Source organism: Xanthomonas translucens pv. cerealis (genome assembly GCF_006838285.1).
GTDB classification, from domain to species: domain Bacteria; phylum Pseudomonadota; class Gammaproteobacteria; order Xanthomonadales; family Xanthomonadaceae; genus Xanthomonas_A; species Xanthomonas_A cerealis.
In genome coordinates, this window is record NZ_CP038228.1 from 2,226,102 (window position 1) to 2,247,013 (window position 20,912).

At 68.6% G+C, this 20,912-nt stretch carries 16 protein-coding genes, 1 tRNA gene and 1 pseudogene; 6 read left to right on the plus strand and 12 right to left on the minus strand.

Translation table 11 applies throughout. The features are described 5' to 3' along the window. Nucleotides 1-37 precede the first annotated feature (37 nt). On the plus strand, nucleotides 38-1,150 hold the full coding sequence (gene metX / locus E4A48_RS09820) for a homoserine O-acetyltransferase MetX (protein ID WP_039006617.1): 1,113 nt from the start codon (nucleotides 38-40) through the stop codon (nucleotides 1,148-1,150). 193 nt (nucleotides 1,151-1,343) lie between these two features. On the opposite strand, the gene cydC is transcribed toward metX, so the two are convergent. Beyond that, the gene (gene cydC, locus E4A48_RS09825; protein ID WP_142742339.1) at nucleotides 1,344-3,020 is read right to left on the minus strand and encodes a thiol reductant ABC exporter subunit CydC; all 1,677 of its coding nucleotides are present in this window, start codon (nucleotides 3,018-3,020) and stop codon (nucleotides 1,344-1,346) included. Continuing rightward, a complete protein-coding gene (gene cydD / locus E4A48_RS09830; protein ID WP_409976368.1) occupies nucleotides 3,017-4,825 on the minus strand; it encodes a thiol reductant ABC exporter subunit CydD in 1,809 nt (602 codons plus the stop codon). The genes cydC and cydD overlap by 4 nt, the downstream gene beginning before the upstream one ends. Before the next feature lie 201 nt (nucleotides 4,826-5,026). On the opposite strand from cydD, the gene E4A48_RS09835 reads away from it, so the two are divergent. The 4 genes from E4A48_RS09835 to E4A48_RS09850 all read left to right on the plus strand — a co-directional run bounded on the left by E4A48_RS09835 (nucleotide 5,027) and on the right by E4A48_RS09850 (nucleotide 8,068). Further along, nucleotides 5,027-6,616: a cytochrome ubiquinol oxidase subunit I gene (locus E4A48_RS09835; RefSeq protein ID WP_058196995.1), complete on the plus strand. Its 1,590-nt coding sequence runs from the start codon at nucleotides 5,027-5,029 to the stop codon at nucleotides 6,614-6,616. A gap of 19 nt (nucleotides 6,617-6,635) precedes the next feature. After that, nucleotides 6,636-7,787 carry a cytochrome d ubiquinol oxidase subunit II gene (cydB, locus tag E4A48_RS09840; RefSeq protein WP_003474096.1) on the plus strand — a complete coding sequence of 384 codons (1,152 nt, stop codon included), beginning with the start codon at nucleotides 6,636-6,638 and terminating at the stop codon, nucleotides 7,785-7,787. A gap of 33 nt (nucleotides 7,788-7,820) precedes the next feature. Beyond that, nucleotides 7,821-7,931: a cytochrome bd-I oxidase subunit CydX gene (gene cydX, locus E4A48_RS09845; protein WP_003474095.1), complete on the plus strand. Its 111-nt coding sequence runs from the start codon at nucleotides 7,821-7,823 to the stop codon at nucleotides 7,929-7,931. Nucleotides 7,932-7,991: 60 nt separating this feature from the next. Continuing rightward, nucleotides 7,992-8,068 (plus strand) — tRNA-Pro (locus tag E4A48_RS09850). A 150-nt stretch (nucleotides 8,069-8,218) separates the two neighbouring features. Here E4A48_RS09850 and E4A48_RS09855 read toward each other — a convergent pair. Beyond that, complete coding sequence (locus E4A48_RS09855) at nucleotides 8,219-8,527, minus strand: hypothetical protein (protein WP_141696384.1); 309 nt, start codon at nucleotides 8,525-8,527, stop codon at nucleotides 8,219-8,221. Nucleotides 8,528-8,553: 26 nt separating this feature from the next. Between E4A48_RS09855 and xopB the strand changes: the two genes are divergently transcribed. Further along, nucleotides 8,554-10,449 (plus strand): XopB/HopD1 family type III secretion system effector, encoded by a 1,896-nt coding sequence (gene xopB / locus E4A48_RS09860; protein ID WP_003474094.1) that lies wholly within the window; start codon nucleotides 8,554-8,556, stop codon nucleotides 10,447-10,449. A gap of 195 nt (nucleotides 10,450-10,644) precedes the next feature. Here the strand turns inward: xopB and E4A48_RS09865 are convergent. From E4A48_RS09865 to E4A48_RS09905, 9 genes and pseudogenes are all read right to left on the minus strand, one after another. Next, nucleotides 10,645-12,480, minus strand: a pseudogene (locus tag E4A48_RS09865) (CocE/NonD family hydrolase). Between the two features lie 371 nt (nucleotides 12,481-12,851). Then, on the minus strand, nucleotides 12,852-14,099 hold the full coding sequence (locus tag E4A48_RS09870) for a glutamate-5-semialdehyde dehydrogenase (protein ID WP_039006623.1): 1,248 nt from the start codon (nucleotides 14,097-14,099) through the stop codon (nucleotides 12,852-12,854). Nucleotides 14,100-14,257: 158 nt separating this feature from the next. Beyond that, the gene (gene proB / locus E4A48_RS09875; RefSeq protein ID WP_039006625.1) at nucleotides 14,258-15,451 is read right to left on the minus strand and encodes a glutamate 5-kinase; all 1,194 of its coding nucleotides are present in this window, start codon (nucleotides 15,449-15,451) and stop codon (nucleotides 14,258-14,260) included. A 16-nt stretch (nucleotides 15,452-15,467) separates the two neighbouring features. Beyond that, nucleotides 15,468-15,725 carry a YciI family protein gene (locus E4A48_RS09880; protein ID WP_142742340.1) on the minus strand — a complete coding sequence of 86 codons (258 nt, stop codon included), beginning with the start codon at nucleotides 15,723-15,725 and terminating at the stop codon, nucleotides 15,468-15,470. Nucleotides 15,726-15,813: 88 nt separating this feature from the next. Further along, nucleotides 15,814-16,599: a hypothetical protein gene (locus E4A48_RS09885; protein WP_058196528.1), complete on the minus strand. Its 786-nt coding sequence runs from the start codon at nucleotides 16,597-16,599 to the stop codon at nucleotides 15,814-15,816. 70 nt (nucleotides 16,600-16,669) lie between these two features. Then, on the minus strand, nucleotides 16,670-17,968 hold the full coding sequence (argH, locus tag E4A48_RS09890; protein ID WP_039006632.1) for an argininosuccinate lyase: 1,299 nt from the start codon (nucleotides 17,966-17,968) through the stop codon (nucleotides 16,670-16,672). A gap of 37 nt (nucleotides 17,969-18,005) precedes the next feature. Further along, a complete protein-coding gene (argC, locus tag E4A48_RS09895) occupies nucleotides 18,006-18,959 on the minus strand; it encodes an N-acetyl-gamma-glutamyl-phosphate reductase (protein ID WP_039006635.1) in 954 nt (317 codons plus the stop codon). Then, the gene (locus tag E4A48_RS09900) at nucleotides 18,956-19,567 is read right to left on the minus strand and encodes a GNAT family N-acetyltransferase (protein ID WP_039009125.1); all 612 of its coding nucleotides are present in this window, start codon (nucleotides 19,565-19,567) and stop codon (nucleotides 18,956-18,958) included. The genes argC and E4A48_RS09900 overlap by 4 nt, the downstream gene beginning before the upstream one ends. Before the next feature lie 5 nt (nucleotides 19,568-19,572). Then, a complete protein-coding gene (locus E4A48_RS09905; protein WP_142742341.1) occupies nucleotides 19,573-20,889 on the minus strand; it encodes an acetylglutamate kinase in 1,317 nt (438 codons plus the stop codon). Between the last annotated feature and the right edge of the window lie 23 nt (nucleotides 20,890-20,912).

A 20,912-nucleotide genomic window follows, 5' to 3' on the forward strand; every position in this document is an offset into this window, starting at 1 on the left:
CACGCCGCGTCCGCCGCCGCACGGCTAGAATCGGCGCATGACCGAATTCATCCCTCCCGGCAGCCGCTTCCTCGCCCTGCCCTCGCCGTTCCCGATGAAGCGCGGCGGTCAGCTGCGCGATGCGCGCGTCGCCTACGAAACCTGGGGCACCCTGGCGACAGACCGCAGCAATGCGCTCCTGATCGTCACCGGCCTGTCGCCGGACGCGCACGCCGCCGCGCATGCCGACGATCCCAGCCCCGGTTGGTGGGAAGCGATGCTCGGCGCCGGAAAGCCGATCGACACGCAGCGCTGGTTCGTGATCTGCGTGAATTCGCTGGGCAGTTGCAAGGGCTCGACCGGCCCGGCCTCGCCGCATCCGGACGACGCGCAGCCGTATCGCCTGCGCTTCCCGGAACTGTCGATCGAAGATATCGCCGACGCCGCCGCGCACGTGGTGCGCGCGCTGGGCATCGAGCGGCTGGCCTGCGTGATCGGCAACTCGATGGGCGGCATGACCGCGCTGGCGCTGCTGCGCCGGTATCCAGGGCTGGCGTGCAGCCATATCAATATCTCCGGCAGCGCGCAGGCGTTGCCGTTTTCGATCGCGATCCGCTCGCTGCAGCGCGAGGCGATCCGCCTGGATCCGAACTGGAACGGCGGCGACTACGACGAGGCCACCTACCCGGAGTCGGGCATGCGCATGGCACGCAAGCTCGGCGTCATCACCTACCGTTCGGCGCTGGAATGGGATGGCCGCTTCGGCCGCGTGCGGCTGGATTCGGAGCAGGCCGACGAGGATCCATTCGGCCTGGAATTCCAGGTCGAGAGCTATCTGGAAGGCCATGCGCGGCGCTTCGTGCGCCGCTTCGATCCGAACTGCTATCTGTACCTGAGCCGATCGATGGACTGGTTCGACCTGGCCGAATACGCCGATGGCGACGTGTTCGCCGGGCTGGCGACGATCCGTATCGAGCGTGCGCTGGCGATCGGCGCCAACACCGACATCCTGTTCCCGGTGCAGCAGCAACAGCAGATCGCCGACGGCCTGCGCGCCGGCGGCGCGCAGGCGCAGTTCCTGGGCCTGGACTCGCCGCAGGGACACGATGCGTTCCTGGTCGATTTCGCGCGTTTCGGGCCAGCGGTGCAGGGATTTTTGGATGGGTTGTAGCAAACGGGTTTGTGCCACGTCCGCAATGGCAGGCGGATGATTGCACGCTCCGCTCGTCGCCACTGAAGTCGCTCCCACTAGGATTTCCGGCGACGCGGAGGCGCAAGGCATCTTGTGGGAGTGACGTCAATCCCGACTGCATCCACCTTCAGCCCATGCGCCGCTCCGATCATCGCCGGCAGTACCCGCGATGCTAGGACTCGGCGTGCAGCCGCCCCTGCTGCATGCGATAGCGTGTGTGCACCACGCCGTCGGGCAGCGCGTCGTGGCTGATCAGCAGCAGGCTGCGCTGGCCCAGCGCCTGGGTCAGGTCGCGCAGCAAGGCCTGCGCGGTGTCCACGTCCAGGCCTTCGGTGGGCTCGTCCAGCACCAGCAGCGGTGCGTTGCGCAGCAGCGCGCGGGCCAGGGCCAGGCGCCGCGCCTGGCCGGCGGACATGGTCGCGCCGTTTTCGCCCAGCCAGGCGTCCAGGCCACCGACTTCTTGCAGCCACGCGTCCAGGCGCACGTCGGCGAGCGCGCGCTGCAAGCTGGCATCGTCGGCATCGATCGCGCCCAGGCGCAGGTTGTCGCGCACGCTGCCGGCGAACACCGGCGCGCCCTGCGGCAACCAGGCGATGCGCTGGTGCCATTGCGCCTGGGCCAGCTCGCGCAGGTCCACGCCGGCATAACGCACGCTGCCCTGCTGCGGATCCCACAGCCGCAGCAGCAGCGCCGACAACGTGGTCTTGCCGCTGCCGCTGTCGCCGCAGATGGCCACGCGCTCGCCCGGGGCGATACGCAGGTCGATGCCGTCGAGCACGTGCCGGGTCTCGCCGGGCCAGGCGAAGACCACAGCATCGAACTGCACGTCGCCGGCCGCGGGCAGCGACTGCGGCTGTGCGCTGTCGGCCACCGGCGCGGCCTGGCCGGCGATGGCCTGCAGCCGCTGCGCGGCGACGCGCCCGGATTGCAACGCCTGCCAGGCCAGACCGGCACCGGCCCAGACCTCGAGCAGGGCCACGGTGAGGAACAGCAGCCCGGCCGCCAGTTCGGCACCGATCAGCTCGGCACGCGCCGCGCCCAGCGCCAGCCACAGCATCGCCAGCAAGCCCAGCGCGGCGCACAGCGCGTGCATCGCATTGCCGCCGATCAGGCGTTGCCGCTGCTGCCGGTCCTGCGCGCGCAGGGCGTGCGCGCTGGCGTCCACGCGCGCGATCCAGGCGGCCTGCGCGTCCAGCGCGGCCAGGTCGGCGGCGCCTTCCAGGCCTTCGTAGGCCAGCGTGCGCAAGGTTTCGCGCTGCTGCGCGCGGTGCTGCTCGCGCACACGGCCGCCGCGCGCGACCACCCACGGCACGCCGGCACCGATCGCCAACGCCAGCACCGCCAGCAGCAGTGCCGCCGGCCAGTAGATCGCCGCCGCCGCGGCCACGCCGGCCACGCCGACGCCCAACAGCGCCGCCAGCGGCGCCAATGCGCGCACCACCAGGCCATCGACCTCGCCGATGTCGGACATCAAGCGCGCCAGCAGTTCGCCAGTGCGACTGGCGCCGAGCCTGGCCGGCGCCAGCGGCAGCGCGCGGCGGAAAAACCACACGCGCAGGTCGCGGGCGATGCGCAAGGTGGCGTCGTGGCCGACCAGCTTTTCGCCGTAGCGCGAGGCGATGCGGGCGAAAGTCAGCGCGCGAATGCCGGCCGAGGGCGAGAAGAAGTTGAAGCCGCTGCCCATTCCGGCCACGCCGGCCAGCGCCGCGGCGGCCAGGAAGCCGCCGGACAGGCCGAGCAGGCCGACCCCGGCCAGCATCGTGCACAACAGCAGCAGCGCGGTCAGCAGCAGGCGGCCGAGGTGGCGGCCGAACACGCGGCGCAGGTCGTCGCGCACCGGCCGGCTCATGATGCGGCTCCGGTCGCGTCGTCCATCGCCACGCGCGCCGGCAGCCGCAGCACGCTGTCGGCCCAGTGCATCGCGGCCTCGCTATGGGTGGCGACGATCACGCTGCGGCCGTGGCTGAAGGCGGCCAGGGTGCGCAGCAGTTCGGCTTCGGTGTCCGGATCGAGGAAGGCGGTGGGTTCGTCGAGCAGCAACAGCTGCGGATCGCGCAGCAGCAGCCGTGCCAGGCCGATGCGCCGCGCTTCGCCGCCGGACAGGCCGAAGCCGCGTTCGCCGATCACGGTCTCCAGGCCCCGCGGCAAGCGCGCGGCGAAGCGCATGACCTGCGCCGCGTCGGCCGCGGCGTGCAGCTGCGCGGGGCTGGCCTGCGGCGCGGCCAGGCGCAGGTTGTCGGCGATGCTGCCGTGGAACAGATACGGGCGCTGCCCGGCGTAGCCGACGCGCAGTCCGGGCCGCAGGTGCAGGCTGCCGGCACGCGGCGGCAGCCAGCCGGCCAGTGCTTCGAGCAGGGTGCTCTTGCCGCTGCCGCTGGGTCCGACCAGGGCCAGGCGCTGGCCGGGCTGCAGGCTGAAGGACAGCTCCTGTAGCGCGTCGCAGCGCGCGCCTTGCGGGCGCAGCGTCAGCCTCTCTGCGTGCAGCAGCGGCTGTACCAGCGCTGTCGGCGTCGCCAGCGCCATGGACACTGCAGGGACTGACGGCGTTTCAGGCACTGCCAGCGTTGCAGGCACCACAGGCGTTGCAGGCGACGGCACGGACGGCGCCAGCGATGCCGCCGCATCCGGCAACTCGCCGAGCAGGCGCTCCACCTCGGCCGCTGCCGCCAGCGCGTTGGCGCGGTCGTGGTAATGCGCCGCCAGGCGCCGCAGCGGCGCGTAGAACTCCGGCGCCAGCAGCAGGCAGAACACGCCCACGCCCAGGGTCGGCACCGCCGCGTGCAGCGAAATCATGCCCAGGTAGCTCAGGCCCAGGTACATCGCCACCATCGCCACGCTGACCGAGGCGAAGAACTCGAGCACGGTCGAGGACAGGAAGGCGATGCGCAGCACCTTCAAGGTGCGTTCGCGCACGCCTTCGGCGGCGGCGGCGATGCCGCGCAGTTCGTCCTCGCCGCGGCCATACAGGCGCAGCAGGCCCAGGCCCTTGAGCCGGTCGGCGAAATGCCCGCCCATGCGCGCCAGCTCACGCAGCTGGCGGCGCCCTGCGGCTTCGGCGCCCCACCCCACCAGCATCATGAAGATTGGCACCAGTGGCGCAGTGAACAGCAGCAGCAGGCCCACCACCCAATCGCTCCAGCCGACCGCGAGCAGGATCAGCAGCGGCACCACGCTCACTTCCAGCCGCGCCGGCTGGTAGCCAGCGTAGTAGCCGTCCAGCGCGTCGCCGTGGGCCAGCAGCAGTTCGCCCAGTTCGCCGTTGCGCTGGCCGCGCAGCCACAGCGGGCCGCGCTGCAGCAGGCGCCGGTACACACGCCGGCGCAGTTCGCACTTCGCCGCATCGGCGACGTCGCCGGCGGCACGCTGCGCGCAGGCGCCGAGCAGCGCGCGCACAGCCAGCACCAGCGCCAGCGCCGCAAAAGCGGGCAGCGCCTGCGGCAACGCGCGACGCTCCACCAGCAAGGCCTGCAGCAACCAGCCGATGGCGCCGGCCTGCACGATCAGCAGCGCCCCGGACAGGCTGATCGCGGCCGCGGCCAGCCGTTGCCGCCCGCGCACCGCCGCCGCCAGCGACGCCAGCCAGCGCACGCGTTGCTGCCGCAGGTGCGGCGACTCGGCAGGCGCTACGGCGGACGACTCGGCAGGATCGATCAAAACGGGCTCGGCGCGGCAAACGGGCCACCATTGTAAGTCGGCATCCCGGCCGGGACCGCCGCGTGCCGTCACGGTGCCGGTCGCAGCCGGAACCCGCATTGATCTGGATCAAGGCCGCGCGCGCGGCGGAAGCGGAACATCGGCGTCAACCTACCGCCACCCGGCCACCCAGATGCATATTTTCCACGAGGTAGCGCAGCCATGATCGACACAACTGTCGTCGAGTTGTCGCGGCTGCAATTCGCCATGACCGCGATGTACCACTTCCTGTTCGTGCCGCTCACCCTCGGCCTGTCGTTCATGATCGCGATCATGGAGAGCGTGTTCGTCATGACCCGCAAGGAAGTCTGGCGGCGCATGACGCTGTTCTGGGGCGTGCTGTTCGGCATCAACTTCGCGATGGGCGTGGCCACCGGCATCGTCATGGAATTCCAGTTCGGCATGAACTGGTCGTACTACAGCCATTACGTCGGCGACATCTTCGGCGCGCCGCTGGCGATCGAGGGATTGATGGCGTTCTTCCTGGAAGCCACCTTCATCGGCCTGTTCTTCTTCGGCTGGAACAAGCTGTCGCCGGTCAAGCACTTGATGGTGACCTGGCTGATGGCGCTGGGCACCAACCTGTCGGCGGTGTGGATCCTGATCGCCAACGGCTGGATGCAGAATCCGACCGGCGCGGTGTTCAACCCGGACACGATGCGCATGGAAGTGGTCGATTTCATGGCGGTGGTGTTCAACCCGGTGGCGCAGGCCAAGTTCGTGCACACGGTCAGCGCCGGCTACGTGACCGGCGCGGTGTTCGTGATGTCGATCAGCGCGCTGTTCCTGCTGCGCGGCACGCACCGCGACATCGCCCGGCGCTCGTTCGCGGTGGCCGCCGCGTTCGGCCTGGCGTCCTCGCTGTCGGTGGTGGTGCTCGGCGACGAGAGCGGGTATGCCGCCAACGAACACCAGAAGATGAAGCTGGCCGCGATCGAGGCGATGTGGGAGACCGAGCAGGCCCCGGCCGACTTCACCGCCTTCGGCATTCCCAACCAGGCCACCGGCAAGAACGACTACGCCATCAAGGTGCCGTACCTGATGGGGCTGGTCGCCACGCGCTCGCTGGACACGCCGATTCCCGGCATTCTGGAACTGGTCGGCCGTGCCGAGCACCGCATCCGCGGCGGGCAGATCGCCTACGGCGCGCTGGAGCGGCTCAAGGCCGACCGCAACGACGTGCAGGCGCGCGAGGTGTTCGACCGCCACTGGCAGGACCTGGGCCACGGCCTGCTGCTCAAGCGCTACCGCGACGACATCCTCAACGCCACCCCGGAAGAAATCTCCAAGGCCGCGCTGGACACCGTGCCACGCGTGCTGCCGCTGTTCTGGACGTTCCGGGTCATGGCCGGCCTGGGCTTCTACCTGATCGCCTTCTTCATCGCCGCGATGTGGTTCTCGTGCAAGCACACCTTCGAGGATAAGCGCTGGTTCCTGACGCTGGCGCTGTGGTCCCTGCCGGCGCCGTGGATCGCGATCGAATGCGGCTGGTTCGTCGCCGAGTACGGCCGCCAGCCGTGGGCGGTGGAAGGCGTGCTACCCACGTTCTACGCCGCCTCCGGCCTGGCCCTGCACGAGATCGTGATCACCCTGGCCGGCTTCGTGGCGATCTACACCGTGCTGCTGGTCATCGAGATCAAATTGATGCTCAAGGCGATCGGCAAGGGCCCGGACCATCTGCCCGCGCTGCTGCAGCCGACCCCGCGCCCCGCCGCGCCTATTGCCGCCACCGCGGCCGCCGGTCAACGCTGATCCCGGCAGGAGAATGACGATGGACTTCATTGCATTGGACTACACCACGCTGCGCCTGATCTGGTGGTTGCTGCTCGGCATCCTGCTGATCGGTTTCGCGGTGATGGACGGTTTCGACCTGGGCGTCGGCGCGCTGCTGCCGTTCGTGGCCAAAAACGACGCCGAACGCCGGCTGGTGGTGAACACCATCGGCCCGGTCTGGGAAGGCAACCAGGTCTGGCTGGTGCTCGGCGGCGGCGCGATCTTCGCCGCCTGGCCGCCGCTGTACGCGGTCAGCTTCTCCGGCTTCTACCTGGCCATGTTCGTGATCCTGTTCGCGCTGATCCTGCGCCCGGTCGGCTTCAAGTTCCGCGGCAAGCTGCCCAGCCAGCGCTGGCGCAACGGCTGGGACTGGGCGCTGTTCATCGGCGGCTTCATTCCGGCGCTGATCATGGGCGTGGCGGTGGGCAACGTGCTGCTGGGCGTGCCATTCCACTTCGACGACACGCTGCGGGTGTTCTACACCGGCAGCTTCTTCGGCCTGCTGATGCCGTTCGCGCTGCTCGCCGGCCTGCTCAGCGTGAGCATGCTGGTGGCGCACGGCGCGGCGATGCTGGCACTGAAGACCGACGGCCCGGTGGCCGAGCGCGCGGCCCGCTACGGCAGCGTGGCGGCACTGGTGGCCTGTGCGCTGTTCGCCGTCGGCGGCGTGTGGGTGGTGCTGGGCCTGCCCGGCTACGTGGTGACCTCGCCGGTGGTCACCGACGGCGCCACCAACCCGCTGCTGAAGACCGCGGTGCTCGGCGAGGTCGGCGGCTGGATGCGCAACTACCAGGCGATGCCGCTGACCGCGCTGGCGCCGATGGCCGGCCTGCTCGGCCTGCTGCTCAGCGCGCTGCTGCTGCACAAGCGGCGCGGCGGGCTGGCCTTTCTCGCCTCGGGCACGGCCATCGCCGGCATCATCCTCACCGTCGGCTTTGCGATCTTCCCGTTCCTGCTGCCCTCCTCCAGCCAGCCCGGCTCCAGCCTGACCGTGTGGGACGCCTCAAGCAGCCGCCTGACCCTGTGGATCATGCTGCTGGCCACCACGCTGTTCCTGCCGATCATCATTGGCTACACCACCTGGGTGTACCGGGTGCTGAAGGGCAAGGTCAGCGCCGAATCGCTGGACGACAACCCCAACGCGTACTGACGCGCCCACCCCATCCATTTAGGAGATCGCAGCATGTGGTATTTCGCCTGGATTCTCGGTGTCGGCCTGGCCTCCACCGCCGCCATCCTCAACGGCATGTGGTTCGAGGCCCGCGAGGGCGCCGCCCTCGAGGCCAAGGACTGAAATTTTTTCGCAAAGGATCTTGCCGAATGCGGGCGAGCCCCGTATCATGTGCGGCTCCTTCGGGGTGTAGCTCAGTCTGGTAGAGCGCTACGTTCGGGACGTAGAGGTCGCAGGTTCGAATCCTGTCTCCCCGACCAGTTTCAAGGTCACAAGAAGCCTGGAAAACCTCAGTTTTCCGGGTTTTTTTGTGTCCGCACACCGCGGCACGGCAACGCCGCCGCAAAGAACCGGCCGGCCGCCAGCGGCAGCGCAGTCGCACGCGCCGCGCGCCGCACGCACCTCCTTGGTCAGCGCGCTGCGGCAGGCTGCGGCCGCGCGAGCATGCCGTTTGCGGCAACGACCCGATGTGCCGGCAGAACGCGCGAACCGACGCGCGGCGATGCAACCGACCGCGCGCATGCGCGATCGGCGAGGAACGCGCGACGCTGCGCGCCGATCATCAACGTGAATGGCTCCATTGGGCCATTGCACGCGCCGGTTCGCTTCGCAGACAAATCCGGCGCCGAATTCGCATAGGGCAGCACCGCTTCGGAATCGCGCCATTGCGTTCCAGGCTGACTACTAAGCTGCGCGTCGCGTTTATCCAGACGCTTCAAATACTTTCTATGGATACTAAAAAATCATGCATGCATCTCCATCGATAACCTCATCACACACCACTCCGCTGATCATACAGGCGCAGAATGCGCCCATCGACGTAAACGCATCGCAGCACGACCCGGAACAGGGCAACGTCGGTAATGACGTGCACGTCGCAGCGCTAGGCAGGCCGCCGCGTCGCGACTTGCAGGGCCAGCAAGCAGCGAACGCCATGACCTCGGCGAATACGGCCAGCGGCAGCGCCGCCCCGGCCGAAGCACAGCAATCGCTGCAGTCAGTATCCGCTGATGCGGTTGCGGGCAAAACCTTGCATGCCGGCGCGGTGCGTTTGGAGAATCGAAGTCTGGTTTCCGACGATCCGGTCATCCATGCATTGCTGTCGTTCGCGCAAGCCAACGAGCCGCTGCAAGCGCGGATCGCAAGCAATCCCGATGCCCCCACGAAATTGGAAATATGCGCTCACCCTGAACTTGAGGAAGCGCTTGAAGCATTCAAAAAAGCCTTCATGGTCGAGCAAGCGAATCTGCTTTCCGCTTCAGATCCTTCGGGCGCGCGCGTTTACGATGATGTCAAGGGCGACATTCATATTGCCGTGTTGCAAAAAGCCATCGAAAAAGGCGCAAGCGCATTTGGGGAAAATGCAAAGATCCACCGCCACGGCCAAGATTTGACTGCAGCACAGTTCCTGGCCTTGCATGCCCCCACCATCCGCTGCAACGACGAATTTCTGGAGATGAACGTCAAGCAACGCGTCCGCTGCGACCGCGATCTGCTGGTGCGCCTGGGCGCGCAGTCGCTGCTGCACGCCGCCACCAAGAAAGAGACGATTCCAATCGGCCTGTTGGGCAGCCTTGCCGCGAGCAGCGGACTCGGCTCGCTTTGGGAATTGAAAGCGGCGCAGGCACTGAAGGACACCTTCTTCGGAGCGCACTATTCGCCGAGCAAGCATGCGCTGCAATTGGCAGGCATCGATTCGGTACCGCCCATGCTGATCGAGACATTGGACACGATGTGCGTGCTGTCCATCATGCAGCGCATGAAAGGCGAGAGGGAACCGCTGAGCGCTTTGCTGCGCAAGGCCACCACGGCCGGCGCGATTTCCTCGGTACTTTCCTTTCCCAACAACCTGTTGCAATACGCCGGCTTCAAGTCACGGCCGGCGGACCTTGCCGCCAACGTGCTGACGACCGAAGCGGCCATCTTCGGCGCAGCCTCGGGGATTCCGCCCGAAGTGAAGGAAAACGAGGAAAACATGCGCGCGGGCCTGTTCCAGAGCATGAGAGCGGGCGTGCTCGCGGCGCCTGCCGACGCAGCCTCGGCGCGGCAAACGGTCGAGCAGATGACCAAGCATGCGCTTGAGATCGGGCCAGGCGAAAGCACTGCGGTGAAATCCATGGGCGTGGCCGCGATGGTCGGCCTGATCCCGTTGATCGCCAGCGACAAGGCGACCGGCCTGCTGTCGGAACGGGTCTTGCGCATCTTCCGCAGCACCGTCTTCAATCCGATCGAGGCAATCGCGCTCAACGCGCTTGCGCTGAGCAGCCGCGTCAACATCCCCAAGGTCTTCGATTCCCACGATACCAAGCACGCACGTGTCGCGCAGGCCATTCTCATGCGTGCCAGCCAACAGATGGATGCCGGAGAACGCACGATCAGCCCAGAAGAGTTACACGAGAAGCTCGGCCAGCAGCGTAATTTCCTGCACCGACTCGGCACAGTCATCGTCGATGGCATGAACGCGATGTTCGAATCGGTTCCGAGCGTGGTGCGCAAACTCGGCTATGGCGAGCCGCCCTTGGATGAGCGCATTCCGTATCAGGATCTGCATGTGCCGTTGCCGCCACCGCCGGCATCGCAGGCATCGCAGGCATCGCAGGCGCCTCCGGCACCGAACGCAGCGCCGATACCGCCAGTGTAGCCCTGCCCGAGACGGCAGCGAGCGCGCTGCGACGGTCACCGGCGGTTCGCCACCGGTGACCCTGCGCGGTGTGCCACGGCATGCCGGCCAAGCGAGCGGCCGCCGCCACGCCGGTCTGGCGGCCGCGTGCAGTGCGGCCGCCAGACTGCCGCGCCGGCGCCGCCATCGACGGCCGTGCGCCTGGCGCCCGCCCGCTCAGCGCAACGGCAGACCGATGTAGCTCGCCTGCTGCGGCGTGTGCCAGATGCGCTGCGTGGCCTGCTGGTAGTCGCCCGGCTTGGCGAAGTAGATGTTGGGCACGTAGGTGTGCGGGTTGCGGTCGTACAGCGGAAACAGGCTGGAGTGGGCCTGCACCATCACCCGGTGGCCGCACTGGAAGGTGTGGTTGGCGGTGGGCAGGCCGAAGCTGTACGCCAGCGGCTGGTTCGGCGCGATCGGCTTGGGCGTTTCGAAGCTCTCGCGGTAGCGACCGCGGAAGATCGCCAACGATACCGCCAGTTCGTAGCCGCCCAGTTTCGGATCGGAGGCCATTTCGTCCGGATACACGTCGATCAGTTTCACCACCCAGTCGCTGTCGCTACCGCTGGTGGAAGCCCGCAGGTGTACCTCGGGCACGCCGGCGATGCGCAGCGGCGCATCCAGCGGTGCGCTGACGAAGCTCAGCATGTCCGGGCGGCCATCGACGAACCGCTGGTCGTGCACCAGCCAGGTGGTCCACATGTCGCGGTCGCCGAACGTGACCGGGCGCGGCGCGAACGGCACCGGCTTGGCCGGGTCGGACGCGTATTCCTCGTAGTCGCCCTGCCCGGCCGTCGGCGCGTCGAACGACAGCGTGCCGCCGGCGCCCAGGTACAGCGGCTTGCTGCGCGCCGCGCAGCCCTGCGCGCAGCTGCGCGGCCAGGCCTGCAGGCGATCCAAGTGGTTCTCGCCGGTGTTGTAGATGAACACCGGCGGCGTGTCGGCCTTGGCCGCGCCATCGACCAGGTACTGGTCGAAGAACGGCTTGAGCACGTCGCGGCGGAACTGCAGCGCGGTGTCGCCGTCGAACTTCAGCGCGCCCAGCGCCGAGCCGTCGTAGTTGACCTGGCTGTGCCGCCACGGCCCCATCACCAGATAGTTTCTGTCGTTGCCGGTGTCGCGCGGCGCCATCGCCTGGTAGCTGTGGATCGGGCCCCACATGTCCTCCTGGTCCCACAGGCCCTGCAACCACATCATCGGCACCTTCAGCGGCGTGCGCGCCATCACCTTGTCCAGCGCCTGGCCCTGCCAGAACGCGTCGTAGGCCGGGTGCTCGGTGAGCTTGTGCCACCACGGCAGCTGCTCCAGGCCGGCGGCCTTGGCGTAGTCGCCGGCCGAACCGGCGCGCAGGAAATTGCTGTAGTCGTCGTGGCCGTGGCGCGGGATGCCGCTGCCCTTGCCGCGCTTGCTCAGCTGGCTGGTGAAGTAGTCGAAGCTGACCTGGCGGAAGGCGCCGTCGTTGAGCCAGTCGTCGCCCATCCAGCCGTCGATCATCGGGCTTTACGGCGCGGCCACCTTTAGCGCAGGGTGCGGGTCGGTCAGCACCATGACCACGGTGAAGCCTTCGTAGGAGGAGCCGAGCATGCCGACCTTGCCATTGGACTCGTGCACGTTCTTGACCAGCCAGTCGATGGTGTCCCAGGCGTCGGTGGCGTGGTCGACCTTGCTGCCGTTGAGCGACCCGCGCAGCGGCCAGGTCATCACGTAGTCGCCCTGCGAACCGTACTTGCCGCGGATGTCCTGGAACACGCGGATGTAGCCGCCGTCGACGAATACCTCGTCGCCCTGCGGCAACAGGTCGCGCATATGCGGCGAAGCCAGCCGGCTGGCGCGGCCGCTGGCGTCGTAGGGCGCGCGCGTCAGCAGCATCGGCGCATGCTGCGCGCCCTTGGGCAGCACGATCACCGTGTGCAGCTTGACCCCGTCGCGCATCGGGATCATCACCTCGCGCTTGACGTAGTCGTTGGCCGCGGTCGGCGCGACGAAGGCCTTGCCGGTGATGTCGGGGGTCATCGGCGCGGTCTGCGCCTGGGCGGCAGCGGCCAGCGCGGCGGTGACAACGGTGACGAGCAAGCGGGCGGCAATGGGACGCTGAGCGGCGGCAACGGCGCGCAGTGGAGTTGGCGCAGAGCAGACGATTGCGTGTGTTGTGAAACGTGTAGGGAGCTTCAGCCGCGACAACTTCCGAAGCCGGAAGGCACGCCACTGCGCTCGTCGCGACTGAAGTCGCTCCCACAAGGGCTTGCGCAGCGTAATCGCGCCACGAGGTCTTTTGCGGGAGGGACTTCAGTCCCGACTGCATGCCCGTTCGGGCACTTCACCACTTCGCTCGTCGCCGCCGTTGCTCCTACAACAACGCGCATTCCCCGTCTGCAACGGATGCGTCAATGCCGCACCTGCCCCTCGCCGCGCACCACGAAGCGCTCCACGGTCAGCGCTTCCAGGCCCATCGGGCCGTAGGCGTGCAGGCGCGTGGTGGAGATGCCGATCTCCGCGCCCAGGCCGAGTTCGCCGCCGTCGGAGAAGCGCGAGGAGGCGTTGACCATCACCACCGCCGCACGCATGGCCTGCACGAATGCCTCGGCGTTGGCCGCATCGGCAGTGGCGATGACTTCGGTGTGGTCCGAGCCGTAATGGCGGATGTGCGCGATCGCCGCGTCCAGGTCCGGCACCACCCGGATCGCCAGGATCAGGTCGAGGTATTCGGCCGCGTAATCGGCATCGCTGGCCGCGTCGATGTCCGGCAGCAGCTTGCGGCTGGCGTCGTCGCCGCGCAGGGCCACACCGCGCTGCTGCAGCGCCTGCGCCGCCAGCGGCAGGAAGCGCGCGGCGATATCGGCGTGCACCAGCAGCGTCTCCAGCGCGTTGCACGCGGCCGGGCGCGTGGTCTTGCCGTCCACCAGCAGCTTCACCGCCAGCGCCAGGTCCGCCGAGGCGTCCACGAACAGGTGGCATACGCCCTTGTAGTGCTTGATCACCGGCACCCGCGCGTGTTCGGCGACGAAGCGGATCAGGCCCTCGCCGCCGCGCGGGATCGCCAGGTCGACGATGTCGTTGAGCTGCAGCAGTTCCAGCATGGTCTCGCGGCGCAGGTCTTCGACCAGGGTCAAGGCGTCCTCGCCAATCCCGGCCTCGCGCAACGCGCGCCGCAACGCGGTGGCGATGGCAGTGTTGGAATGAATCGCTTCGGAGCCGCCGCGCAGGATCACCCCGTTGCCGGCCTTGATGCACAGCGCCGCGGCATCGGCGGTGACGTTCGGCCGCGCCTCGTAGATCATCGCGATCACGCCCAGCGGCACCCGCACCTTCTGCACGCGGATGCCGTTCGGGCGCACGTCGTCGCGGGTGACCTGGCCGACCGGATCGGGCAGCGCCGCGACCTCGCGCAACGCCGCGGCGACGCCGGCCAGGCGCTCGCCGTCCAGCGCCAGCCGGTCGAGCATGGCGTTGCCGACATTCCTGGCCCGCGCCGCTTCAAGGTCGCGCGCATTGGCGGCGAGGATCGCTTCCGCATCCGCCTCCAGCGCCGCCGCCATCGCCTCCAGCAAGGCCTGCTTGGCCGCGGAAGACAATTGCGCCAGCGCCTGCGCGGCATCGCGGCATTGCAGGGCCTGGGTTCGGATCGTGCTCATTGATGGTTCCAGTGTTGGTCGGGACCCGGGACCGGGGACCCGGAAAAGCCGCATGCGGCAGGGGGTGCCGTGTCAGCGTAGAAAAGCCCGCTGGACGGCGTTTCGTGATCCTGAAGGATATGCCGTGTGATGGGGTCTCGGCGCCGCTATGCGCCTGTTCAGGGTCCCCGGTCCCCGGTCCCCGGTCCCGGCTCCTGCACCACCACCAGATCGTCGCGGTGAATCACATTCTCCCCATAGCTATACCCCAGGATCGCTTCGATGTCGCGCGAGTGGCGGCGGGCGATGCGGCGCACGTCGGCGGCCGAGTACTGGCTGACGCCGCGCGCCAGGCAGCGATCGCCCGCGGCGTCGCGCAGGCGCACTTCGACCATGTCGCCGCGGCGGAAGTCGCCTTCGGCACCGACCACGCCGCCGGGCAGCAGCGAGGCGCCCTTGTCGGCCAGCGCGGCGGCGGCGCCGGCATCGACCAGGATCGCGCCAGGTTCCACCGGCACCTGGCGCAGCCAGTACTTGCGCGCGGCGAGGCGGGTGCGCGCCGGATGGATACGGGTGCCGCGCAGGCGGTCCTGGGCCAGGCCGCGCACCACCTCGGCGCTGCGGCCGTTGAACAGGTAGGTTTCGATGCCGGCGGCGCCGGCCTTGGCCGCGGCCTCCAGCTTGGTACGCATGCCGCCGGTGCCGACGCTGCTGCCGCTGCCGCCGGCCATCGCCAGCACCGCTGCGGTCAGCTCGGGGACGTCGTCCAGCGGCTGCGCGCGCGGGTCGCTGCGCGGATCGGCGGTATACAGGCCGTCGATGTCGGTGGCGATGAACAAGGCGTCGGCATCGACCAGCGCGGCGACGATCGCGGCGAGATTATCGTTGTCGCCGAGCTTGAGTTCGTCCACCGACACGGTGTCGTTCTCGTTGACCACCGGCAGCGCACCCAACCGCAACAGTTCGCCCAGGGTGGCACGCGCGTTGAGGTAGCGGCGGCGGTTGCGCAGGTCGTCGTGGGTCAGCAGCACCTGCGCCACCGGGCGCTCGAAGAAGCGTTGCCACAGTGCGATCAGCTGCGCCTGGCCGAGCGCGGCCAACGCCTGCCGCGCGGCGATCGCCGCGCCGGCCTCGGCGGCCCGCGGCAGGATCGCGCGGCCGGCGGCGACCGCGCCGGAGGACACGATCACCAGTTCGCGCCCGGCCGCCAGGTTGGCCGAGACGAACTGCGCCAGCCCCAGCGCGTAGCGCGGCGACAGCCCGCCACCGCCATCGGCGGCGAGCAGACTGCTGCCGACCTTGAGCACCGCGCGCCGCCATGGCGGCAGCGCCTGCTCGACGAACGCCGAAGCGGCAGCGGTCACCACGCGCATCGCGGCCACGCCCGGCTCATTGCGCGTTCCATGCATGCACGCTCAGTTCAGATGCGCCCTCGATCGCCAGCGGATCCTCGGCGACGATCGCCTGCGCCTGTTCCAGGCTGGCGACGTTCTTCAGCAGGTAGGCGCCGCCGCTGCCGTCGCCGAAACCGCCGGCCAGTTCCAGCAGCCCGCGCGCGCGCAATGCGGCGAGAAAATCGCGGTGCGGCTGGACCACCGACGGCGGAACGTCCGGCTTGCGCATCGCCATCACCAGGTACATCGTCATCCTGTTGCTCCTTGATCGATCATGTCAGCACACGGCCAGCGCGGCGGCCCGCCATTCCGGCATCGCCTGCCGCCGTCCGATCCGCACACTAGCGCGCTACAGCGGCGCGCGTTGCCGCGAAGTAGCGCAGCAGGCGCCGCATTTTGTCCTGCGCCGCAGCGTCGCCGCCATCCTCGTCCATCCAGCTGGCGTCGGCTTCGGGATGGGGACCGGTCAGCACCACCGTGCCGGCGCCATAGCCGTAGCGGGCCATGGCCACGTCGCCGTTGCGGTAGTGGGCGATCGGTGCGTAGCCCGACGCGGCCTTGCCGGTGAAATACGGACCGTCCTGATAGTAGAAGCGTTGCAATGTCCCGTCCCAGCGCACCTCGATCGTATGGTCGCCTTCGTCGTCGATGCCCGAGCCTGGGCGCGCGACCTCCGATTGCAGCGCCACGTCCACCAGGCCGATCCAGTCGCGGTCGGCCAGATACGCGCCCATGCACAAGCCGAGGAAGCCTTTGCCGCTACGCACGAACGCGCCGATCGCGTCGGCACCATCGTCGCCGATGGCGGCATAGGCGGCAGCGATGTCCTGCCCGCCGCCGGGCTGGATGTACAGGTCGAATCCGCTCAGCGTGCGGGCGTTCACCTTCAGCGGCTCGCGCTCGCCGACATAGGCGAGTTCGAGCTTCAGGCCGCTTCCCTGCAACGCTTTCACCACCATTTCCGAACAACCGCGGCAACCGGCCTTGCCCCGGTATACCGCGACTTTCAGCGCGTCACCGGCTGCCGCTGCCGCATGCGCCGGCAGGGACAGCGCCAGCAGCGATGCCGCCAGCACGGCCCAGCCATGGCGCTTGGCCAGCTGCGGCAAAGCGGACGATCGGTTCATGCATTCTCCTTGCGGTGAAAAGGCAACCCGTAACCCAGTGTGGCAGCGTACGGCCTGCGCCGCGCCGGCCTCAGCCGGCCAGCGCGTCCCAGCGCGATTGCAATTGCGCCAGACGCAGATCGGCGGCGGCGCCGGGCGAGACCCGCGCAGCCAGACTGCCTTCCGGCGTGCGCCCCTGCCCTGCGCTGTCCGCCGACGCGGCGGCGGCCTGGTAGGCCTCGCGGAACGGCACGCCGGCCAGCGCCGCCTCGACCGCCACATCGGTGGCGTACATGCCCGAGTCGATCGCCGCACGCAGCCTGTCCTCGCGCCACTCCAGGTTGGCCAGCAGCGCCGGCAGCAGTTCCAGCGCGGCCAGGCCGCGGCCGAAGCCGTGGAAGATCGCGCCCTTGCTGCTCTGCAGGTCGCGATGGTAGCCGGACGGCAGCGACAGCAGCTGCTCGATCTCGGTGCGCGCCGCGGCCACGCTGGCGTGGGTGGCGCGCATCAGTTCGATCACGTCCGGGTTGCGCTTGTTGGGCATGATCGAACTGCCGGTGGTGTACTGCGCCGGCAAGGCGACGAAGCCGAACTCGCCGCTGGTGAACAGCGACAGGTCCCAGGCCAGCCGGCGCAGGTCCAAGGTGGCGCTGCCCAGCGCTTCCAGCGCGGCCATCTCGAACTTGCCGCGCGACAGCTGCGCGTAGATCGGTGAGACCTGCATGCGCGCGAAGCCGAGCGCGGCGGTGGTGTGCTCGCGGTCGAGCTTGAGGTTGACGCCGTAGCCGGCGGCGGTGCCGAGCGGATTGGCGTCGATCAGGCGCAGTGTGTCGTGGGCGCGGAGCGCATCGTCGATGAAGGCCTCGGCCCAGCCGGCCCACCACATCCCGGCCGAAGACACTACGGCACGCTGGATATGGGTGTAGCCCGGCAGCGGCAGCGCCTGCTCGGCCTGCGCGCGGTCCAGCGCGACCTTGGCGATCTCGCGGCTCAGCTGCGCCAGTTGCGCCAGCCGTTCCTTCAGCCACAGGCGGGTGGCGACCAGGATCTGGTCGTTGCGGCTGCGCCCGGTATGGATCTTGCGGCCAGCGTCGCCCAGGCGCTCGGTCAGGCGCGCCTCGATCGCCGAGTGGCCGTCCTCGAAGCGCGCGTCGAGCACGAATGCGCCGCTGCGGAAATCCTCGGCCAGGATCGCCAGCTCGCGCTGCAGCCCGGCCAGTTCGTCGGCCGAGAGGATGCCGATGCGCTGCAGGCCTTCGGCATGCGCGCCGCTGGCGGCGATGTCGTGCAGGAAGAATTCGCGGTCCAGGATCACGTCGTCGCCGGCCAGGAACGCCTGGATCTTGGCATCGACGGCGACGCCGGGTTTTTGCCAGAGGAGATTGGTCATGCGGGGTCCTTTGGGGACCGGGGACCGGTCCCGATCATCACAGCGGGATCGCGCTCAGCTCGTCCAAGCCCAGCGCCAGATTCAGATTCTGCATCGCCTGCGTCGCCGCACCCTTGAGCAGGTTGTCCAGGGTCGCCACGACCACCAGGCGCTTGTTGCCCGGCGCCAGGGTGAAGCCGCCGATCTGCACGCCATGCTTGCCGGCGATGCGGCTGACCCACGGCGCGGCGTCAAGCACCTCGATCAGCGGCTCGCCGGCGTAGCGCTCGCGGTAGCGGCGCTGGATCGCGTCCAGCGTCAGCGGTTGTTGCAGCCATAGGTTCACGGTCATGCTGATGCCGCGGAAGTGCGAAGCCACGTGCGGCATGAACTCCACCGGCACGCCCAGTTGCGCGGACACTTCGCGCTCGTGCATGTGGTCGGTCAGCGCATACGGCATCAGGTTGTCGCGCAGCAGCTCGGGGTTGTTCTTGTCCGACGGCGTGGTGCCGGCGCCGGAATAGCCGGACACGCCGAAGCACTGCGGCGGCCCTGCCAGTTGGTCGAGCAGCGGTGCGATCGCCAGCTGCATCGCGGTGGCGTAGCAACCGGGATTGCTGATCCGCTTCTGCCCGGCGTAGCGGCGGCGGGTCAGTTCAGGCAGGCCGTAGTACCAACTGGGATCGAAGCGGTAATCGGCCGACAGATCGACGACGATGGTCTCGGCAGCCGCCGCCTCCAGCGACGCCACGTAGGGCGCGGCCTTGCCGTTGGGCAGCGCCAGCACCACCGCATCGGCACGCTTGGCCGCGACCGCATCGGCGTCCAGATTTTCGTAGCGCAATTCGCCGCGGTAATCTGCGCTGTGCTCGGCCACGCGCTGGCCGGCCAGCTCGCGCGAGGACACGAAGGCCAGCTGCAGCCGCGGATGCGCGGCGACCAGCTTGATCAGTTCGGCGCCGGTATGGCCGCGCGCGCCGACGATACCGACGCTGTAGGTGTTCGAAGTCATGTATGCGAGTCCAGGCGGAACTGCAAGTGGCGTTTCACCCCGGCCCATTCCGTATCGATGATGGAGAACACCACGGTGTCGCGCGGGGTGCCGTCGGCGTGGCGTTTGTGGTTGCGCAGCACGCCGTCCTGCTTGGCGCCGAGGCGGGCGATGGCGGCGCGCGAGGCGTGGTTGAACCAGCTGGTTTCGAAGCCGACGCTGATGCAGCGCAAGGTTTCGAACGCGTACTGCAGCAGCATGCGCTTGACTTCGGTATTGACCCCGCTGCGCTGCACGCGCGGCGCATACCAGGTGTAGCCGATCAGCAGCGTCGGCACCTCGGCGTCCAGGCCGTAGCAGCGGGTGCTGCCGACGACCGCGCCGGCCGCGTCGCGCACCACGAACGGCAGCACCCGGCCCTGCGCCTGCGCGTCCAGCGCCGCAGCCACGTAGCCATCGACCTGATCCGCGGCCGGCACGCTGGTGTACCACAGCCGCTCCAGGCCGCTGCCGTGCAGCGCCGCGCGCAAGGCCTCGGCATGCGCATGCCGCAACGGCTCCAGCGAGGCGTGCCGGCCCTGCAGGGTCGGCACGTCGCGCCACAGCGCAGGCAACAGGTCCAGACGCATCGCGCTCAGCCCAGCAAGGTCGGCGTGCGCGTGGCGCAATGCGCCACGCAGTGCTGGATCTGCTCGAAGTTCTCCAGCCCGTACCAGAACACCTTCCACTTCTCCTGCTTGAAGCAGCCGTCGGATTCGGCGTAGTAGAAGATGTTGACCTGGTTGTTGTGGCGCGAGCGCCAGAACAGCTGCGGGGTCTCCTCGCGCATCACGTTCCACACCGCGCGGCCCAGGCCTTCGCCCTGCGCGTCGTCGAGCACCGCGAACTTGTCCAGGTAGGTGTAGCCGTCCTCGTGGGTCAGGATCACCGCGGCGCGGTAGTTTTCGCTGACGTAGGCGCGCAGCAGCCGGGTCTTGTCGAAATACTCCGGCACCAGGGTGCGGCCGAAGCTGGATTGGATCAGCGACTTCAGCCGCTGCGTGTCCAGCTCGCGCCACGCCGTGGCGCGCAGCACCTTCTCGCCGCGCCGCACCAGCGTGCCCGAGCCCTTGTGGGTGAACAGTTCCTTGGCCAGATCGGCCGGGCGCGTGATCGACACTGACGATTCCAGCGGCAGGCGGTCCAGCAGATCCTTGATCTGCTCGATCTTGACCCGCATGCCGCCGTTGATCCACGGTTGCTGCATCAGGTGCGCGTATTCGGTGGACAAGTTGATCGAATCGATCACCTTGCCGTCCGCGTCGAGCAGCCCGCCGGTGCCGGTGAGGAAGATGATCTTGTACGGCTGCAGTTCCTGCACCAGTTCGTTGGCGGCGAAATCGGCGTTGATGTTGAGGATCTGCCCGCTCGGGGTTTCGCCCAGGCTGGTGATCACCGGGATCGAGCCGGCCTGCAGGCTGGCCTCGATCGGCGCCAGGTTCACCGCCTTGACCTCGCCGACCAGGCCGTAGGTGTCGCGGTCCAGATACTGCGCCTCGAACACGCCGCCGGTGATCGAGGTGGCGCGCGCGCCGTTCTGCTGCAGCGCTTCCACCAGCTTGAGGTTGGAGGACTGGAACACCTTGCGCACGATCGCCAGCGCTTCCGGCGAGGTCACCCGCAGGCCGTTGACGGTCTGCTTCTCGATGCCGGCGGCGGACAGCTCCGCGTCCAGCTGCGGGCCGGCGCCGTGCAGCACGATCGGGGTCAAGCCGACTTCCTGCAGGAACGACAGCGAGGAGGTCAGCGCCTCCAGGTCGTCGCGCAGCACCGCGCCGCCGACCTTGACCACGGCGAAGCGCTTGGCGTCCAGCTGCGAAAAGCGCTTGAGATACTGGCTGATCTCCTTGGCGCTGGCCATGCTCGAGAGCAGGCGGACGATGGTCTGGCGGGTTTGCTTGTTGGCGTGCATGGCGGTGATGGCGGTTCCGTGAT

What these genes read in the sequence shown, in the direction of transcription:
- metX (WP_039006617.1), top strand. Translation starts at nt 38, where the DNA reads ATGACCGAATTCATCCCTCCCGGCAGCCGCTTCCTCGCCCTGCCCTCG.
- cydC (WP_142742339.1), bottom strand. Translation starts at nt 3,020, where the DNA reads ATGAGCCGGCCGGTGCGCGACGACCTGCGCCGCGTGTTCGGCCGCCAC.
- E4A48_RS09835 (WP_058196995.1), top strand. Translation starts at nt 5,027, where the DNA reads ATGATCGACACAACTGTCGTCGAGTTGTCGCGGCTGCAATTCGCCATG.
- cydB (WP_003474096.1), top strand. Translation starts at nt 6,636, where the DNA reads ATGGACTTCATTGCATTGGACTACACCACGCTGCGCCTGATCTGGTGG.
- cydX (WP_003474095.1), top strand. Translation starts at nt 7,821, where the DNA reads ATGTGGTATTTCGCCTGGATTCTCGGTGTCGGCCTGGCCTCCACCGCC.
- xopB (WP_003474094.1), top strand. Translation starts at nt 8,554, where the DNA reads ATGCATGCATCTCCATCGATAACCTCATCACACACCACTCCGCTGATC.
- E4A48_RS09870 (WP_039006623.1), bottom strand. Translation starts at nt 14,099, where the DNA reads ATGAGCACGATCCGAACCCAGGCCCTGCAATGCCGCGATGCCGCGCAG.
- proB (WP_039006625.1), bottom strand. Translation starts at nt 15,451, where the DNA reads ATGCGCGTGGTGACCGCTGCCGCTTCGGCGTTCGTCGAGCAGGCGCTG.
- E4A48_RS09880 (WP_142742340.1), bottom strand. Translation starts at nt 15,725, where the DNA reads ATGACGATGTACCTGGTGATGGCGATGCGCAAGCCGGACGTTCCGCCG.
- E4A48_RS09885 (WP_058196528.1), bottom strand. Translation starts at nt 16,599, where the DNA reads ATGAACCGATCGTCCGCTTTGCCGCAGCTGGCCAAGCGCCATGGCTGG.
- argH (WP_039006632.1), bottom strand. Translation starts at nt 17,968, where the DNA reads ATGACCAATCTCCTCTGGCAAAAACCCGGCGTCGCCGTCGATGCCAAG.
- argC (WP_039006635.1), bottom strand. Translation starts at nt 18,959, where the DNA reads ATGACTTCGAACACCTACAGCGTCGGTATCGTCGGCGCGCGCGGCCAT.
- E4A48_RS09900 (WP_039009125.1), bottom strand. Translation starts at nt 19,567, where the DNA reads ATGCGTCTGGACCTGTTGCCTGCGCTGTGGCGCGACGTGCCGACCCTG.
- E4A48_RS09905 (WP_142742341.1), bottom strand. Translation starts at nt 20,889, where the DNA reads ATGCACGCCAACAAGCAAACCCGCCAGACCATCGTCCGCCTGCTCTCG.